Source organism: Sphingomonas glacialis, from assembly GCF_014653575.1.
Taxonomy (GTDB): Bacteria; Pseudomonadota; Alphaproteobacteria; order Sphingomonadales; family Sphingomonadaceae; genus Sphingomonas; species Sphingomonas glacialis.
This window is the reverse complement of record NZ_BNAQ01000006.1, coordinates 167,681-185,298: the sequence shown is the minus strand read 5'-3', so window position 1 is coordinate 185,298 and position 17,618 is coordinate 167,681. Positions and strand designations below refer to the sequence as shown.

Here is a 17,618-nt window from a genome sequence, read left to right as displayed (position 1 = left end):
CATTCTCGACCTCCACATCACCGCTGAACGCGTGTCTCGCGGATTCGACGCCTCAGGCCGTAAGTGCAGGGCGATGTCATGCGTCGAAGTACCCGCCCACTAAAGAGTAGGAGCCTTCGCGCTGATGCAAATCAATATAAAATCCAGGGCAATTGGGGTTCGCATGCGCAACCTCACCATGAACCCTGCGTTAATGGGGTCGGCTCCGGCAGGAGCACCTATCCCGTGACTTGAGGTTTTGCGTCCCTTGTTCATCATGTCGATTGCCCTTGGCGGGTGCCTTAAAGGCCCGCCCATCGAATTCGGCCTGACCGAAGATACCGGTGGACATATTACCTATGCGCTGGGGGCCGCCCAGGCGTTGGCGCAACGCGGCGATGTCAACCGGGTCGAGATCGTCACGCGCTTGATCGAAGACGGGACTCTAGGTGCAGCCTATGCGGTCCCGTTCGAGCCGATCACCGAAAAACTCGCGATCCGTCGCATCGGAACCGCCGATCGGCAATACCTCTGCAAGGGCGCTGCGGCGGCCGATCGTCCCGCTTTCGCCGAGGCGTTGATCGCGCACATCGCGACGCTCGAGCGGCGCCCCGATGTTATTCATGCCCATTTCGCCGACGCGGCCGACGTCGCTGCGGCGGTGCGCGATCGTTTCGACATTCCCTTCGTCTACACCGCGCATTCGCTCGGCATCGACAAGGCGAACCATGCGACGGGGCTTAGCGAGGCGATGGCGTCGCGGATCGCCGAGGAGAATCGCGCGATCGCTGCCGCCGATGCGATTATTGCATCGTCGCGCGACGAGGCCGAGCGGCAGCTGATGGCGTATCCCGCGGCGTGCCCCGCAAAGATCCATTGTGTCCCGCCCGGGGCCGGGCTCGCGCAGACCACGCCAAGCGATTTGACCCGCGCCCGCGCGTTGATCGCGCCGTTCCTGCGCGATCCCGACAAGCCGATGATCCTCGCGATCGCACGGCCCGTTGCGAAAAAGAACCTCGGCGGGCTGATCGACCTTTTCGCGGCCGATGCCGGGCTACGCGATCGCGCCAATCTGGTGATTGTCGCGGGTCTGCGCGACGGCCCCCACACGGGCGAGGATGAACAGCGCAGCGTGATCGCGGGCCTGCTGGCCGGACTCGACCGCCACGATCTTTACGGGACGCTGGCGCTGCCGAAGCGCCATACCGCCGACGATGTTGCCGCGCTTTACGCGCTTGCCCGCGAAACGCGGGGCATCTTCGTCAATCCCGCGCTGACCGAACCTTACGGATTGACGCTGACCGAAGCGGCCCTGCACGGGCTGCCGGTGGTGGCGACGTGCCACGGCGGTCCTGCCGACATCGTCGCGCGACTGGGCCACGGCATGGTCGCCGATCCGCGCGATCCCGCGAGCTTCGCGGCTGCGATCACGACATTGCTCGACGACGAGATGGCATGGGCGCGGGCGTCGAGCGCCGGACGCGTAAATGCGCGGGCGCTCGACTGGCATGGCTATGCGGCGCGGTTCGTCGCGATCGTCGAGGGTCTTGCCACGGTCGCCCCGGCGAAACCGCGCCCCTCGCGGTTATTGCTCTGCGATATCGACAATACGCTGACGGGGTGCACCGTCGGCGCACTCGGCATGGCGGCGTATCTCGAGGCTGAACCCAACCTCGCCTTCGGTGTCGCGACCGGGCGGTCGCTGCAGGAAGCCGAGCGATTGCTCGGCGAATGGGGGCAACCCGCGCCCGACGTCCTGATCACCTCGGTCGGCGCCGAAATCTACTGGCGTCACGGCGCGCGGCTCGTCGCGGACGCCGACTATGCCGCGCACATCGATCGCGGCTGGGATCCGGCAGCGGTCGATGCGCGCGTCTCGGGCCTTGCAGGCGTCGAGCGCCAGCCGGCGGTCGAGCAACGCCGCCACAAGCGCAGCTATTTCGCCGAGGAGCCCGCGGTGGTCGCTGCCATCCGCAGCGCGGTCGCCGATCTGCCGGTGCGCGTGATCCACAGTCACGGGCGGTTGCTCGACATCGTTCCGACGCGCGCCGGCAAGGGTGCCGCGATGCAATGGGCGGCGCGCGCCTTGGGGGTCGCACCCGATCAGGTCTATGCCGCCGGCGATAGCGGCAACGATCTCGATATGCTCGCGCAGTGCCAGAACGGCATCCTCGTCGCCAATTACAGCACCGAGCTTGCCGAACTGATCGGGCGTCCGACGATCTACCTCGCACGCCGCGCGCATGCCGCCGGCGTCGTCGAGGGTATGCGCGCCTTTGCCATGGCGCGCGCGGCATGACGCGGCCGATCGGCTATTTCGTCCATCATCAGGGGCGCGGCCATGCCGAGCGCGCCGCGGCGATCGTCAATGCCTTGCCCGCTGACCGTCCGGTGGTGCTCTTCTCGGCGCGCGCCGACATCTTCCCGCCGCTTGCCGCGAACGTCACGGTGCGCACGATCCCGTCGCTGTTCGAAGCGGTCGGCGACGAACCGGCCGGTCTGGCAAACGCACCGACGCCCGCGAACCTCCATTGCGCGCCGCTCGGCTGGAAGAGCATCACGCACGCTGTCGCGGTCATCGCGTCGTGGTTCGATACCGCCCAGCCTGCACTGTTCATCACCGACGTATCGGCCGAACTCGCGCAGCTCGCCCGGATCGCGTCGGTTCCGTGCATAAGCGTCCTCCAGCACGGCGACCGTAACGATCCGGGGCATATGGCGGCGTATGAATCGGCGCTGGGGATCTTGGCACCCTATGCGCCGACGCTCGAACAGCCGGGGCGGCCGGCGTGGATGCTCGCAAAGACGCACTATGCGCCAGGCGTTGGGGTTGCGGTCGACACGATCGAGCGCGACGCTGCGCGGACTGCGCTTGGCCTGCCGCTCGATGCCGAGATCGTCGTCGTGATCGCCGGGGGCGGGGGTAGCGGCACGCCCGCGACCCCGCTCACGCTTGGCGCGCGGGCCGAGCCGAACGTGCTCTGGCTGACGATCGGGTCGGTCGAACACGAGTGGCACGCGACGGCGCCCGGCAACCTCCGGCATCTCGGGTGGGTCGATACGCCCGCGCTGTATATCGCGGCCGCGGATCGCGTCGTCTCCTCGGCCGGCAATACGACGGTCCATATGATAGCGGCGGTCGGGCGCCCGTGGATCGTCGTGCCCGAATGGCGCTATTTCGACGAACAGCTGTGGAAAGCGCGGATGCTCGATCACGCCGGCGCGGCGACCATGCTCGAGCATTGGCCGTCGCATGTCGGCGCCTGGACCCAGGCCTGGGCGCACGCTGCGTCGCTCGACCTGTCGCGGCAACGCGCGCTCTACGACGCCACTGCGGCACGGGATGTCGCCGCATGGCTGTCGCGCGTCGCGGACTCGGCCTGGGCGCCGCCCCGGGTCGCGGCATCGCCCGAACTCGCCCCTGTCGATCAGCTCCTTTGTGAAAGCCTGTCATGACCGTCTCGATCTGTACGCTCGCCCATGGTCGCTCGGCGCATTTGGTCAACGTCGTCCGTGCCCTCGATCTGCAGACGGAAACGCCCGACGAGTTGGTGATCGCGGTGATGCAAAACGAAGCGTATGACTTGCCCGAGACACGGTTTCCGGTGCGGCAAATCCTGATGGGGGCCGACGGCATCCCGTTGGCATCGGCGCGGAATACCGCCGCCGAGGCAGCGCACGGTGAGCATCTGATCTTTCTCGACGTCGACTGCATTCCCGAGCCGTCGCTCGTCGCGGACTATCTGGCGCAGTTGCGATCGGTCGACGCGGTGCTGATGGGGGAGGTCTTGTACCTGCCGTCGGGCGCCACCGCGGAGGGGCTCGATTTCGACCGGTTCGCCGCGATCGGGGTCAAGCATTCGGACCGGGCGGGGCCACCGGTCGAGGCGCTGGGCGATTGCACCGACTATCGCTGTTTCTGGTCGCTCAACTTCGCGATGCGGCGCGCGACGTTCGTCGCACTCGGCGGTTTCGACGAACGCTATGTCGGTTACGGCGGGGAGGACACCGATTTCGGGCGCGTCGCGATGACCGCGGGCGTGCCGATCAACTGGGTGCGCGGCGCGCGAGTCTATCATCAATACCACCCGCACCACATGCCGCCCGTCCACCATATCGACAGCGTGATCGCCAACGCCGCGCGCTTCCGCGACAAATGGGGGCATTTCACGATGGAGCATTGGCTCAAGGCGTTCACGCTGATGGGCTTGATCACGCTGCGCGATGGCGAGCATGTTCGGTTGCGGGAGGTCGGCGAGGACGATCTGGCGCTGACCCGCCAGCAGGCCGACCAGCCCTATGCGAGCACCTCGGTCGTGCTGGCGCAGCTCGAGGCGCGCGCGCCCGCGATCGCGGCGGCATAGGCGGCTGCATACCCGTCGAGCATCGATGTCAGCGAGAACTCGCGTGTCACGCGGTCCCGGCATGCGGCACGCGGAAACGCTCGGGCGCGACCGATAGCCTCGGCAAGCGTCGCCGCGTCGGTCGCGAGCGCGCCGCAATCGCCCACGACTTCGTGCATCGCCCCGCGATCGAGCGCTGCGACGGGGACGCCGCACGCGAGCGCTTCCGCGGCGATGAGGCCGAACGGTTCGTCCCACATCGGGGTCGAGAGCAAGACCGATGCCGCGCCGATCGCATCGACCAACGCCTCACCGCCCAGATGGCCATGATAGACCCGGGCCTCGTCGAGCAGCGGTGCGACGTGATCGGTGAAGTAATCCATGCAGTCGATCGGCCCGATCACGTCCAGGCCTATGCCGGCCAGACGCGCCGCCTCGAGCGCGACGGCGGTGCCCTTGTTCGGCGTTATGCGCCCCGCCCAGACCGCCCGACCGTTGCCGGTCGAGCGGAATTGCCAGCGTGCGGTGTCGATGCCGTTATGGACGACCGATGCAGTGTCGGGCGGGGTAGTCCACCACGTGGCCAGATGCGCCTGCGACGTGGTCGTCTGAAGCATCCAGGCCGCAATATTGGCCGCGATCGAGTCGGCGAGGCCCGCGAAAGGAGGGACGTGGAGCGACGTCACCATCGGTTTGCGATCGCGCTTGGCGAGCACGTGCAACGTCGGGTGCATCGTGTTGTTGTGAACGATATCGAAGTCCCCTCCGGCGATCTCGTCCCAGGCGTGACCGAAGGCGACGTCTTGGAATGCGGTGAGGTCGCGTGTTCCGTGCCATTGCGCCCACGGCAGCACGGCCTCGTAATGGCGTTCGGCGATGGGGTGAAGCGGCAGCGCAGGGTCGCTGTCGCCGCTGGCGAACAGCGTGACCTCATGGCCGCGGGCGACCAGCGCTGTGACGAGCTGATGACAATGCGCTTCCATGCCGCCCATGAACGGCATTGCAATCGGATGACGAAGATGCGCGATAACGGCGATCCGCAAGGGCGCACGTCCGTGAGTGGCGGCACGGTTTGCGTTGACGGGCTCGGAGATGGTCATCAGGTCGAAACACCCCAATCGAGCTTTGGTGCCCACCAGCGTAGCTGACAGCCGAGCCCCTCCTCGCCGGAAATAAAGCCCGTGCGATTGCCGCCGACGGCGTCGATACCGCGTTGATGGTTTGAAACCTGAAGTGGATGAAACGATGACGAACCCTCTGCTCGACACGCTGGACCTGCCGCGTTTCGGCGATATCCGGCCGGAGCACGTTGCGCCCGCGCTCGACAAGGTCATTGCCGACCATCGCGCGGTGGTTGCGCGGATCGTTGCGACGCAGCCGAGCAGCTTTGCCGAGGCATGGTTGCCGCTCGAGCGGGCAGACACTGCGATCACGGCGGTCTGGTCTGCGGTTTCGCACCTGCACGCTGTCGCCGACACGCCCGAACTGCGCGCCGCTTTCGTGGCCGGGCAGGAAAGGTTGGTCGAAAACAGCCTGCAGGTGATGCAGAATCAGGCGGTGTATGCAGTGCTCGTCGCGCTCACCACGACCCCGGAATTCGCGGCGCTGGCGGATCCCGACCGCGCCGCCGTCGAGCACAGGATCCGCGATTTCGCCTTGGCAGGCGTCGCATTGGAGGCAGCGGAGCGCGCGCGCTTTGCGGCGATCTCGGTCGAATTGTCGCACCTGTCGACCGCATTCGGCAACGCCGTGCTCGATGCGACCGACGCCTGGTTCGAGCATGTCGAGGATGCGGCCTTGTTGGCCGGCATTTCGGAGGCCGACACGGCGATGTTCGCCGCCGCGGCCGCCGCGCGCGGACTGCCCGGATGGGTCGTGACGCTCCAGATGCCGAGCGTGAACGCCGTCCTGACGTTTGCCGAGGACCGCGGCCTGCGCGAGCGGGTGTATACCGCATTTGGCACGCGCGCATCGGATCAGGGACCGCATGCGGACCAGTTCGACAATTCGAGCCGGATCGCGGCGATCCTGGACCTGCGGCGCAAGGGTGCGCGGTTGCTCGGCTTCACCGATCCGGTCGCTTGGTCGCTGGCCACCAAGATGGCACCCGACGCCGGCGCGGTGCTGGCTTTTCTCCGCGATCTCGGCCGCCGGGCGAAGCCTGCCGCGACCCGCGAATATGCCGAGCTGGCGGGGTACGCCGCCGACCATCTGGGGATCGCGGCGCTTCAACCCTGGGATCTGGCCTATGTCTCGGATCGGCTGCGCGCCGCGCGCTATGCCGTCGACGAGCAGGCGGTGCGCGCTTATTTTCCCGTCGAACGCGTCATCGCCGGCTGGCAGCGGCTGCTCGATCGTCTGTTCGGCATCCGCATGATCGCGCGCGCCGACGTGCCCGTCTATCATCCCGATGCCTGCTATTACGACGTGACGGACGAGGATGGCGCGGTCATCGCCGGTATCTATGTCGACCTGCACGCCCGCAGCGGCAAGCGCGGCGGCGCGTGGATGGCGCAGGCGCGTCCGCGGCTGAAGGATGGCAACAGACGACAGGTGCCGGTCGCCTATCTCGTCTGCAACTTCGCACCGAAAACCGAGGCAAGCCCTTCGCTGCTCACCCACCGGGAAGTGGTCACCTTCCTGCACGAGACCGGGCATTGCCTGCACCATTTGTTCACCCGCGTCGATCGTCCCAGCATTGCCGGCACCAACGGGTTCGAATGGGATGCGATCGAGCTGCCGAGCCAGTTGATGGAGGATTTCGCCTGGGACCGCGACGTGCTGAGCGGCATGTCGGGCCATCACCAAACCGGTGCGCGGTTGCCAGACGGGGTGTTCGACACGCTGGTGGCGGCGCGCCGGTTCCTGTCGGGCATGTTCGTCGTCCGCCAGGTGGAATTCGCGCTGTTCGACCTGCTGCTGCATCTGGGCACGCTGGGCAGCGACCCGATGGAGGTGATCGAGGCGGTGCGCGACGAGGTCGCGGTGGTCCACCCACCGGCATGGCACCGCTTCCCGCACGGCTTCACCCATATCTTCGCCGGCGGCTATGCATCGGGCTATTACAGCTATCTGTGGGCGGAAGTGCTTGCGGCGGACGGGTTCCAGCGTTTTGCGGAGGCAGGATTGGTCGACCGCGCCACCGCCGCTCTGTTTCGCGAAGAGGTGCTTTCGCGCGGCGCCAGTCGTCCAGCCGCAGAGAGCTTCCGCGCCTTCCGCGGTCGCGATGCGGACCCGCAGGCAATTCTCGTCCGTCATGGCCTAGCGATGCACACTGACGGCTGATCGCACCGTTGCCGATCGGCGGATCGGCTACGCTCGACAATCTCAGCAAGGCCGCGTTCGAGAGCTAGTTCTCCTGAGCGCGAACGCGATGGGCGCGGCATCGCGCGCTCGCTGTGTTACAGGGGCGTACGGATTGCACCGCGTGACGGCCCCTTCACCCAACGCAGCAGCATCAAGGGGACGGCGGGATCGCATATCCGGGGCAATTATCGGAGAGGTGAACGCCAAGGTGGGCCAAAGCCCGTATTGGGAGTCCGCTGTCACTATGGGAAGGCGACGCAGCGTCGGGGCGCAGCGATACCAACTCGCAAGAGGCGGTATGCGCTGACTTCAGGCGCGACACCGGCCCAGCCAAAGGATTCCATAATGACCGATCCACGCCACGATATCGTCGATACCGCCGTTGCTGCGGGTTCCTTCTCGACCCTGGTCGCCGCGGTGACTGCCGCTGGCCTTGTCGAGACGCTGAAAGGGGCCGGTCCCTTCACCGTGTTCGCGCCGTCGGACGACGCGTTCGCAGCCCTGCCCGCAGGGACCGTCGAGACGCTCGTCAAGCCCGAGAACAAGGACCAGCTGACCGCGATCCTCCTCCTCCACGTCGTTCCCGGCAAGGTGATGGCGGCTGATGTCGCCGGCCAGGTGCTCGACCCGGCCACTGCCGGCGGTGCGACCGTCCATGTCGATGGAACGAATGGCGTGACCGTCGACGGCGCGAAGGTCGTCACTGCCGACATCGAGTGCACGAACGGCGTGATTCACGTCATCGACGCCGTGATCTTGCCCAAGGCCTGACCGTCGACACCGGCGGCGCTTGGTCTTTATAGCGCCGCCGGTGTCACACGTCGTGCCTATCGGACGGGAACTCGAATGAAGATCGCCATCGTCGGCGCAGGGATCGCAGGGGCGTCCTGCGCTGAAACGCTGCAGGCCCGCGGCCACACCGTCCTGATGTTCGACAAAGGGCGCGGGCCCGGCGGGCGGATGGCGACGCGGCGCGCGCCCGGACCCGACGGCGACGTCGCCTTCGACCACGGCGCGCAATATTTCACGGCACGCGATTCCGCCTTTGCCGCGCAAGTCGCGCAGTGGGCCGCCGCGAACGTCACGGCGGCATGGCCGAGCGCGGGGGACGATGCCTGGGTCGGAACGCCCGGGATGAGCGCGGTGGTCAAGGCCATCGCCGAGCGGTTGGACGTCCACTGGACCACCAAGGTCGACACGATCCGCCAGGACGGCGCGGTCTGGAAGCTCGATCCTGCTTCGGACATGGCGTTCGACGCGGTCGTGATCGCGACGCCTGCCGAGCAGGCAGCACCGCTGCTGGTCGCGCATGATCCCGCGATGGCGGCGATGGCGCAGGCGTGCCCGTCGGCACCGTGCTGGACCGCGATGCTGGCGTTCGACGAACCGATCGCGATAGCAACCGACATTCTCCGCGACACCGGCATCCTCGGCTGGGCGGCCCGCAACAGCGCCAAGCCCGGACGCGGCGCTGGGGAAGCCTGGGTGCTCCAGGCGACGCCGGACTGGTCCCGCCTACATCTCGAGGATGCGGCCGAGAGCGTCGTAGACGCTTTGCTCGCCGCGCTGGCGGACCAAGCCACGCGCGCACTGCCCCCGCCCACCGTCCGGATCGGTCACCGCTGGCGCTATGCCCGCGTCAGGGCGACACAGCACGGGGCGCTGTGGAATCCCGCCAAGCGCATCGGCGCGGTCGGCGACTGGCTGGTCGCGCCGCGGATCGAAAGCGCGTGGCTGTCCGGCCGGATGCTCGCCGACCGGATCGGCCCAGCCTAGCGCGCCGCCGGGACGCCCGCGACGATCGCCGGATCGATGGCGTAATCGCGCGCGATCTCGCGTGCTGTCATCTTCGCGGACATCATCACCGACGGCGTCCCGCCGCCCGGCTGCGTGCCTTGGCCAACAAGATAGAGGTTGGTGATGTCCTCGCTGCGATTGTGCGGGCGGAAGAAAGCCGTCTGCGTCAGCCGCGGCTCGACCCCGAAGCCGTTGCCCGCATACGCGCCGAGCACTTGCTCGAAATAGTCGGGCGTGACGAAGCTCTGATAGACCAGCCGCTCGCCGAGGTCGGGGATGTAGCCGCGCTCGTCGAGGAAGGTCAGCACCTTCTGCGCGAACGCGTCGCCTACCACGTCCCAGTCGACATCGCCGAGCGTGTTGGGGACGGGGATCAGCGTGTAGGCCGCGTGATGCCCTGGCGGCGCGAGGCTGGGGTCGGTCATCGTCGGGATGTGGAGATATTGCGAGAAGTCTTCCGCGAGGATCTTGCGCTCGAAAATGTCGGTCAGCAGTTCCTCGTAGCGCGGGCCGAGGATGATGTTGTGGTGGCGCAGGTCGGGATCGCCGTCGCGCTTCTGATAGCCGAAATAGATCACCATCAGCGACATGCTTTGCTTGCGGAACTTGACCACCGCGTCTCGATTGATCCGCCGATGCGCCTTGTCGATCAGCTTGAGATAGGTCGTCGCATAATCGCCGTTCGACACGACGAGATCGGCGGCGAGCCGCTCGCCCGACGCCAGCGTCACGCCCGTCGCGACGCGCTTGCTGCCGCGCTTCTCGACGTCGATCCGCGCAACCTCGGCGTTGAGCTGTACCGTCCCGCCGAGCTCCTCGAACTTGGTCACCATCGCCTTCACCAGCGCGCCGGTGCCGCCCATCGCGAAATGCACGCCCCAGGTCTTTTCAACGAAATGGATCATCGCATAGATCGCGGGCACCTTCAGCGGGTTGCCGCCGATCAACAGCGGCTCGAAGCTGAACACTTGCCGCATCTTGTCGCTCTTGAAATATTTGCTGATGAGCGAGAACAGCGGCTGGACCGCGCCGAGCTTGAGCAAGTCGGGCACGACGCCGAGCATCGAGCCGAGGCTGCCGAAATAAGTGTAGCCGAGCTCGAGGAAGCCACGCTGGAAGATCGCACGCGCGGCTTCGTGGAAGCGTTCGTAGCCGTCGAGATCCTCGGGCGCGAGCTGGGCGATCTGCGCGCGGACGTTGACCGGGTCGGCGTCGTAATCGAAGAAAGTGCCGTCGTCGAAATAGATCCGGTAGAAGGGCAGGACGGGGACGATCTCGAGATAGCGACTGGTGTTGGGCCCACCGCTGACACCTTCGAGAATGCGCTTTTCGGCAAGCACGTCGGCGGGAAAGTCGGGTTGCGCCAGCATCGCGTGATCGCGCTCAAGCGAGAACAGTTCCTCGATGAAATGCGGCACGGTCAGCACGGTCGGCCCCATGTCGAAGGTGAAGCCCTCCGCGCGCCGGACATAGGCGCGGCCCCCGACATCATCGAGTTGTTCGACGATCCTGGTGTCGAAGCCGAGGCTCTGCAAGCGGATCGCGCACGCGATGCCGCCAATGCCGGAGCCAATTACGATCGCAGTACGACGGGTCATGGGGTCGATGTCTTTTCGTGAGAGTAAGGCACGGCGATAAGCCGTCTTTCGATCCAGCGCGAGAGCAACAAATGCGGGACCGCCACCGACGCTAGCAGTTGAAACGCCTGCGCGACCAGGCTTGCGTCGACGTTGGACGGTACCAAGCCACGCAGGCCCCACCAGCCAAGGATCGCGAGGCCGGAGAGCAAAGCGCCAGTCCCGATCCAGCGCCCTAGTGTCATGTCATGTAAGGCCGAACGGGTCTGCGCCAAGTGCCGCGGCGAATGGAGGAAGACGAAAAACAGCGCGAAGCCCGTGACGGGCGGGAGGATGACGAGCAGGACAAGGCACAGACTCATCGCCGCAGCCCAGTGGCGGCTGCCATCGCGCCACGCAAGCGCGACGCCGACCGCGGTGACGAGCAGCGCGACCGGCGCTGCGGCGGTGATGATTTGCGCAATGACCGCCGCGCGCGGATCGCTCATCGCGACGAACAGCGTGGACACCTCGGCGGGATGACCAAGCGTCGCCGCCGCAATCACCGCGGCGCCCGCGGCAAACCGCAGCAGCGGCTCTTCGAGCATCGGCCAATCCTCGCCGAAATGGACCGATGCGACCGCCAGGAACACCACAAGAGCGACCAGCGGCAGCGTCATCCACAGCGCGACCATCAGCACGGCGATCGCCACATATCCGCCGATTGCGAGCCAGAGCCCCGCACGGTCGAGTGCGACCGATCGACGCAACAGCGCGATGTCATAGGCCCCGTGCGGGAGCCCGCCCCCGATAAAGACCAGCGCGGCGGCGGTTTGCGTGAGCGGAACGCCCATCAGCGTCATCCCGATCAGTCCGGCCGCCGCGATCCAATAGGCTGGATACACGACATCGCCGCGCCCGGGAGGGGCACGGCGAGCCGATGGCGGGTGCGGGTGGGCAAGCGCCGTCATGCGATCAGGCAGCATAGCCCTTATGCCCGTCGGCTTCGGCTTCCGACTTGCGGACCGCGATCAGGAAAATCAGGATGCCGAGGCCGGCCTTGGCGACGATATCGGCGATCGTGTACCCGATCTGGATCGTCGTGGTAACGTTGCCACCGGTCAGCCCGGCATACGGTGCCATGTAGACGATCGGGTAGAAACCCCACGACGCGAAGGTCAGCAGGCGCGCCTTGCGGACCAGACCTTGTGCGCTGGCAGGCTGCTGCTTGATTGAGGCGCCGAGGCCGCTGAACAATTCCCACACGATGTAGACGAACGGGATCGCCGAGAGCGTGCCCCAGATCGCGCGGGTCGGGATGTCGCTGGCGATTTCACCGGGATAGCCGAGGATAATCATCAGCGCCGCCGCCGAGCCGAGGCGGATCGCCTTGGACGACGTCTCCTCGCGCGACAGCCGCATCACGAGCACGAGTTCGATCAGCAGCAGCGGCACGGTCAACAGCCAGTCGACGTAGCGATACGCATCGTTGAACGCGAAGCCCGTCGCGGTGACGATGCCGTCCTTGAAGGTATAGGCTTCGTTCCAGCTCTCGAAGATCCGGAAATAGTGATAGGCGGCGATTCCGGTGACGAGCCCCGAGATGGTCAGCGCGGTGCGATAGGCCGGCGCGACTTGCCCACGGCTGAGCCAGAGGAATGCGGTGGCGGCGCCCATCGCCGCGAAGGTGAACGAGAACGCATTGTAGACGAGCGAGAATTGAAAGGGCGTGACGATATCCATCGGAATCTCCGTCGCAAGGGTACGCGGCACGGATGCGCCGGGCAGGGGGGGATTCAGGATGCCGCTCAGTCGTGGCGGAGCGCCCCTTCATCTCCAGATTTGTCGCCACAGCAGCACCACACGGGCGAGGGTAACCCTGACCGCACACCGAATGGCTGAACGGGTGCGGCAATGCCGCTGTGGCGACCCCACTTTCCTAGAATGAGCCGGTAGCGGCGGCGATACGGGCTTTGTGCCGTACCGGGATAACGCGGTATTACAGGCCAGCCTCGACAGCGAGGCGGATAAGGTCTGCGGTCGTGTTCAACCCCAGGCGATCCATCAGAATGGCACGGTGCATCTTGACCGTCTTTTCGGCCAGATTGAGTTCGCCCGCGATCTGCTTGTTGAGCAGGCCGTTCGCGACGAGCTTGAGCACCTGGCCCTGCCGCGGCGACAGCGCCTTGACCATTTCCGCCGCGCGGATACGGCGCATGCTCGATGGGCTTGCCGCGCCGGCGTCGATCTCGAGTTGCGATCCGAGGAAATACAGCAACGCGTCCTGCTCGTCATAGATCGGCGCGACGAGCACGGCATTGCGAAACGGCTGGCCGCTGCGCTTGTAGTTGAGGATTTCGACGAGCACGGGGCGATGCTCGCGCACCCCGCGCCGGATTTCCTCGGTCAGCCAGGGTTCGGTCGCGGGGCCAGAGAGGAAACGGCAGTTCCGTCCGACGACGAGATCTGCCGGATATCCGGTCAAATCGCAGAACGCATCGTTGCAGGCGACGATCGGATTGTCGGGCAATCGCGGATCACTGATCACCGACGGAATCGGGCTATCTTTGACAAGACGGATGTGGCGGTTCGGGGCAGACGGGAGTTCCAACGTTTGTGCCATACCGAGTGTGCGCCCATTTCCTGTGGGCTGTTCTACCGCCGACAGGAGGATAAGCCACGCACTTTGTGCCCTATCTCGGGCCATTTTCCGATCACACTGATCGGAGCGATCATTCGCCGCGGTTTTCCTGATGTCGTCAGCCATTCTCGGCACGATGCAGGATTTTCAGAGCTCCGGATCGTCATCCTCGGACCGAGGCTGCCTCGGGGGGCAGCCCACGGCAACGAACCCGCCGCAGACCCGCGCGATCATGCGATCCTGATACGCAAAATCCGTGTTCGGGGCTCCGCGCCATAGGACGAGACTAGCAGCCCGTGCAGGCTTCGACGGATGCAAGCATCCGGCGGGGATTACGCGGATTCTACGCGTTTGCCGCCCAAACAGTCTCGCGCCTTTATGCGCGCAGTCGCTATTTGGCTTCCTGCAAGGACATCCGCTCTCGAGCGTCGCTTCGGCGGTATCGGTTTCTGGGATGATCCGCATGAGGAAGTCGAGACATGACAGCATCACTCAACCCGGAGCCCGACCAAGCGCGCCCGGTTTTGAAAGTTGGACAGGATCGCGCCGGCCATTGGCTGGTGCAGGATAGCGGCGGCGCGCTCGAAGGCCGCTTCGTGTCGCGTGCCGCAGCGATCGGTTTTGCGCGCAGCGAGCTGCATGCCTTTGCGGGCGCTGTGATCGAGATGGCGGCGTCTCCGCTGGTCGCGACGATTTCCTTTGCGCCGGTTCAGCCGTGGGAAACCGCGCGCGATCATCGGAAGGCCGCCTGATGCGCCCGATCTCCCGCCGCAATGCGCTTTCGGGTGCACAGCAATGACCTATGCTGCCGAACATACGATCGATGGCCCGTCCTGCCTTCACCGCAGTGCCCGCAAACGCATCGTCGCTGCCCCGCGCCGCCCGCGCTGCCGCGACACGCGCTGGCCCGAGGTTGCAGCGACGCTCGCCGCCTTGCGCGCCGCCAAGCGCTGCAGCGTGCGGATCGTCGATGTCGATTGCGGGGCGGGGACGCTGCTGCTGTGCGCGGTGCGGTTCGCGCGCGCGCTCGGCTTCACCGCGATCGAGGCGCGCGGCATCGACGCCGCCCCGACGCTGATCGGGCGCGCCAGGGTTGCCGCGGCGGCATTCCGCGACCCGGCGATCGGCATCGTCTTCGAACGCGGCGATCCGGTTGCGGCGTTAGGCGCGGAATGCGATTTTCCGGCCGACATCGTGCTGTGGCACGGCTGCGGCGGGGCCCATGGCGACGCTGCAATCCGCGCCGAGCGGACCGCGCTGTGCGCCGGCCACGCGGTCATCGCGGATCACCCGGCGGCACGGATCGCGGCATGACGCAGCGCGATCTCCTGTGGCGCGGGCTCGGCGTCGCGCTGGTCGTCGTCGCCACTACGGTCCGCGTGGCAAATGGCGATGGCACGCACGCGGCGGCGAGCCTCGTCGCATTCATCCTGACGCTCACCGGGCTCGTCCTCATCGTCCAGGGGAGGCGCGTCCCCGCCGCGCTTCGTGTCGAGCGCAGCCGGCACCGCCTGCTCGCGCAGGCGATCCGCGACCGACGGCACAAGCGGACCGACGACGGCAACGCTTGATCCACGCGTCTCCACACGACCCTTTCCAGAACGGACTGCCATGCCTCTTCCTTTCGACTGTCGCGACGGCGTCCTCCATGTCGAGGACGTCGCGCTGCCGGCGATCGCCGCCGCGGTCGGCACCCCGGCCTATGTCTATTCGACCGCCGCGCTCCGCACCTCCGCGCGGGCGTTCCGCGCCGGGCTGGCGTCCGTGCCGCGCAAACAGCTTGCCTTTGCGGTGAAGGCGAATCCCAACCTTGCGGTGCTAAAGCTGCTCGCCGCGGAAGGCTATGGCGCCGATATCGTTTCGGCGGGCGAGATGCTGCATGCACGCGCCGCAGGAATGCCGGCTGAGAGCATCGTCTTTTCGGGGGTGGGAAAATCCCGTCGTGAACTCGCCGCCGCGCTCGACGCCGGGATCGGGCAGTTCAACCTCGAGCTCGAAGAGGAAGGCGTGGTCCTCGCCGCGATGGCGGCAGCGCGCGGCCTGCGCGCGCCCGCCGTGCTGCGCGTGAATCCCGATGTCGACGCGGGCACCCACGCGAAGATCTCGACTGGCCGCAAGCAGAACAAGTTCGGTGTCGCGCTGGACGATGCGGCGGCGATCTATGCGCGTCTCGCCGGGCGCGACGGGCTCGATTTGCGCGGGATCGCGATCCATATCGGCAGCCAGTTGTCGGATCTTGCGCCGCTCGAAGCCGCTTACGCGCGCGTCGGCGAGCTTGTGGCGCGGCTGCGCGCGGCGGAGCACACGATCACGCACGTCGATCTCGGGGGAGGTCTTGGCTTGTCGTACCGGCCGGGCGAGCAAATGCCGAGCCCGGCGGCGTACGGCGCGATGGTGGCGCGCGTGACGCGCGGCTGGGATGTGACGCTGCTGTTCGAGCCTGGCCGCTTCATCGCCGGCGACTCGGGCGTGCTGCTGACCGAAGTGCTGTGGGTGAAGCCGGGCGCGGTCGACCCCTATGTCATCGTCGACGCTGCGATGAACGATCTTGCGCGGCCGGCGCTGTATGACGCGTTCCACGATTTCGTGGCGGTCCGGCCGAGCGGGCAGCGGATGACCGCCAACATTGCCGGCCCGGTCTGCGAAAGTGGTGACACCTTCGCAATGGGGCGTGAGATCGATGCGGTGGCGGCGGGAGACCTCGCCGTGTTCCGCACCGCCGGGGCGTATGGCGCGACGATGGCGTCGACCTACAATTGCCGCGCACTGGTGCCCGAAGTGCTCGTCGATGGCGGTCGCTTCGCGGTCGTCGCCGACCGGATCGCGCCCGAGGCGATGCTCGCCGCACAGCATATCCCGCACTGGATGGCGGAGGTCGAGGCGGCCCCGCGCAAGGCCGCCTTACGCCCCGCTACGGGGCGAGCGCTGGGGGCGGCTCATCGACCGCGATCTCGTCGAAGCGCATCAAGCGGTAGATTAGGAAGCTGACGATCCAGGCGCTGGCGAACAATCCGATGATCCAGAAGCCGAGCAGATTGAGGTGGCTGCCGAGCCCGGTCGCCACGTCCCACACCCCGCCCGACAGGCTGAGCTTGTCGGCCAGCAAGGCGGCGGCTTCGATCCCGCCGATCATCACCGCGACCAGCGCCGAGACCGCGGTGATCGTCACGTTATAGTACAGTTTGCGGATCGGTCGGACGAACGCCCATTCATACGCGCCAAGCATGAGGATGGCGTCGGCGGTATCGACCAGCGCCATCCCGACCGCGAACAGCGCCGGGAACACCAGCACCGCGGCAAACGAGAAGCCGTGCGCCGCCTGTGCGGTCGAGAGGCCGAGGATCGCGACTTCGGTCGCGGTATCGAAGCCGAGGCCGAAGAGGAAACCGAGCGGTGCCATGTGCCACGGCCGCGTGATCAACCGGAACAACGGCCGGAACAGGCGCGAGAGGGGCCCCTTGCCGGCGAGCAGCACGTCGAGATCGTCGGCGTCGTAGCTGCCGCCGTCGCGCACGTGGCGAAAGGTCTTCCACACCGAGCGGAGGATGACGAGGTTGATCGCCGCGATCGCGAAGAGGAAGCCGGCGGAGAACATCGTCGCGATGACGCTCCCCGCCGCCTTGAGCGTCTCGAACTGCGCGAGCGCGTTGGCGGTGGCGGCGATCGCGACCGAGGCGATCAGGATCACCGCGCTGTGCCCGATCGCGAACCACAGGCCGACGCTGATCGGCCGAGTGCCGTCCTGCATCAGCTTGCGCGTGACGTTGTCGATCGCGGCGATGTGATCGGCATCGACCGCGTGGCGCAGCCCCAGCGTCCAGGCGAGCAGCGCGGTGCCGAGCATGGCAGGGGCGGCGTGGAACAGGCTGCCGGCCCAGATCCACGCGCCGATATTCGCCGCGAGAAGCAGCGCGAACAGCGCGATGATGCGCGCCCGCAAACGCCGTTTGCGGCTTGGCTGGAGCCCGGTCATCGGGCCGCCCGCTGCGCGCTGGA

The 17,618-nt window shown here is 66.7% G+C and carries 16 protein-coding genes; 10 read left to right on the top strand and 6 right to left on the bottom strand.

The features are described from left to right. The first annotated feature begins 256 nt into the window (after positions 1 to 256). From IE187_RS17715 to IE187_RS17705, 3 genes are read left to right on the top strand one after another with little or no spacing between them, the layout of a single operon-like run. The gene (locus IE187_RS17715; protein ID WP_189677347.1) at positions 257 to 2,278 is read left to right on the top strand and encodes an HAD-IIB family hydrolase; all 2,022 of its coding nucleotides are present in this window, start codon (positions 257 to 259) and stop codon (positions 2,276 to 2,278) included. Then, positions 2,275 to 3,435, top strand: coding sequence for a glycosyltransferase (locus IE187_RS17710; RefSeq protein ID WP_189677346.1), 1,161 nt, complete (start codon positions 2,275 to 2,277; stop codon positions 3,433 to 3,435). Before IE187_RS17715 ends, IE187_RS17710 begins: the two co-directional genes overlap by 4 nt. Then, the gene (locus IE187_RS17705; protein ID WP_189677345.1) at positions 3,432 to 4,343 is read left to right on the top strand and encodes a galactosyltransferase-related protein; all 912 of its coding nucleotides are present in this window, start codon (positions 3,432 to 3,434) and stop codon (positions 4,341 to 4,343) included. The genes IE187_RS17710 and IE187_RS17705 overlap by 4 nt, the downstream gene beginning before the upstream one ends. Here the strand turns inward: IE187_RS17705 and IE187_RS17700 are convergent. Then, positions 4,277 to 5,422, bottom strand: a complete 1,146-nt coding sequence (locus IE187_RS17700; RefSeq protein ID WP_229839483.1) for a glycosyltransferase — start codon at positions 5,420 to 5,422, stop codon at positions 4,277 to 4,279. The genes IE187_RS17705 and IE187_RS17700 overlap by 67 nt on opposite strands. Before the next feature lie 145 nt (positions 5,423 to 5,567). Between IE187_RS17700 and IE187_RS17695 the strand changes: the two genes are divergently transcribed. From IE187_RS17695 to IE187_RS17685, 3 genes are all read left to right on the top strand, one after another. Then, the gene (locus IE187_RS17695) at positions 5,568 to 7,607 is read left to right on the top strand and encodes a M3 family metallopeptidase (protein ID WP_189677343.1); all 2,040 of its coding nucleotides are present in this window, start codon (positions 5,568 to 5,570) and stop codon (positions 7,605 to 7,607) included. 366 nt (positions 7,608 to 7,973) lie between these two features. Then, positions 7,974 to 8,399, top strand: a complete 426-nt coding sequence (locus IE187_RS17690) for a fasciclin domain-containing protein (protein ID WP_133187797.1) — start codon at positions 7,974 to 7,976, stop codon at positions 8,397 to 8,399. Between the two features lie 75 nt (positions 8,400 to 8,474). Beyond that, positions 8,475 to 9,404, top strand: coding sequence for an NAD(P)/FAD-dependent oxidoreductase (locus IE187_RS17685; protein ID WP_189677342.1), 930 nt, complete (start codon positions 8,475 to 8,477; stop codon positions 9,402 to 9,404). On the opposite strand, the gene crtI is transcribed toward IE187_RS17685, so the two are convergent. From crtI to IE187_RS17665, 4 genes are all read right to left on the bottom strand, one after another. Then, a complete protein-coding gene (gene crtI / locus IE187_RS17680; RefSeq protein WP_189677341.1) occupies positions 9,401 to 11,023 on the bottom strand; it encodes a phytoene desaturase family protein in 1,623 nt (540 codons plus the stop codon). The genes IE187_RS17685 and crtI overlap by 4 nt on opposite strands. Further along, positions 11,020 to 11,886 carry a Brp/Blh family beta-carotene 15,15'-dioxygenase gene (locus IE187_RS17675; protein WP_229839482.1) on the bottom strand — a complete coding sequence of 289 codons (867 nt, stop codon included), beginning with the start codon at positions 11,884 to 11,886 and terminating at the stop codon, positions 11,020 to 11,022. Before IE187_RS17675 ends, crtI begins: the two co-directional genes overlap by 4 nt. A 70-nt stretch (positions 11,887 to 11,956) precedes the next feature. Further along, positions 11,957 to 12,724, bottom strand: coding sequence for a bacteriorhodopsin-like (locus IE187_RS17670; RefSeq protein WP_189677339.1), 768 nt, complete (start codon positions 12,722 to 12,724; stop codon positions 11,957 to 11,959). A gap of 256 nt (positions 12,725 to 12,980) precedes the next feature. Beyond that, positions 12,981 to 13,604, bottom strand: coding sequence for a LuxR C-terminal-related transcriptional regulator (locus IE187_RS17665; protein ID WP_189677463.1), 624 nt, complete (start codon positions 13,602 to 13,604; stop codon positions 12,981 to 12,983). 497 nt (positions 13,605 to 14,101) lie between these two features. Here IE187_RS17665 and IE187_RS17660 point away from each other — a divergent pair, with 497 nt between their 5' ends. The 4 genes from IE187_RS17660 to lysA are packed head-to-tail and all read left to right on the top strand — an operon-like array spanning position 14,102 to position 16,610. Then, positions 14,102 to 14,374 carry a hypothetical protein gene (locus tag IE187_RS17660; protein WP_189677338.1) on the top strand — a complete coding sequence of 91 codons (273 nt, stop codon included), beginning with the start codon at positions 14,102 to 14,104 and terminating at the stop codon, positions 14,372 to 14,374. 43 nt (positions 14,375 to 14,417) lie between these two features. Beyond that, positions 14,418 to 14,936: an SAM-dependent methyltransferase gene (locus IE187_RS17655; RefSeq protein ID WP_189677337.1), complete on the top strand. Its 519-nt coding sequence runs from the start codon at positions 14,418 to 14,420 to the stop codon at positions 14,934 to 14,936. Beyond that, complete coding sequence (locus IE187_RS17650; protein ID WP_189677335.1) at positions 14,933 to 15,193, top strand: hypothetical protein; 261 nt, start codon at positions 14,933 to 14,935, stop codon at positions 15,191 to 15,193. Before IE187_RS17655 ends, IE187_RS17650 begins: the two co-directional genes overlap by 4 nt. 40 nt (positions 15,194 to 15,233) lie before the next feature. Beyond that, complete coding sequence (gene lysA, locus IE187_RS17645) at positions 15,234 to 16,610, top strand: diaminopimelate decarboxylase (RefSeq protein WP_189677334.1); 1,377 nt, start codon at positions 15,234 to 15,236, stop codon at positions 16,608 to 16,610. Here lysA and IE187_RS17640 read toward each other — a convergent pair. Then, positions 16,534 to 17,595, bottom strand: a complete 1,062-nt coding sequence (locus IE187_RS17640) for a HoxN/HupN/NixA family nickel/cobalt transporter (protein ID WP_189677333.1) — start codon at positions 17,593 to 17,595, stop codon at positions 16,534 to 16,536. The genes lysA and IE187_RS17640 overlap by 77 nt on opposite strands. Positions 17,596 to 17,618 lie beyond the last annotated feature (23 nt).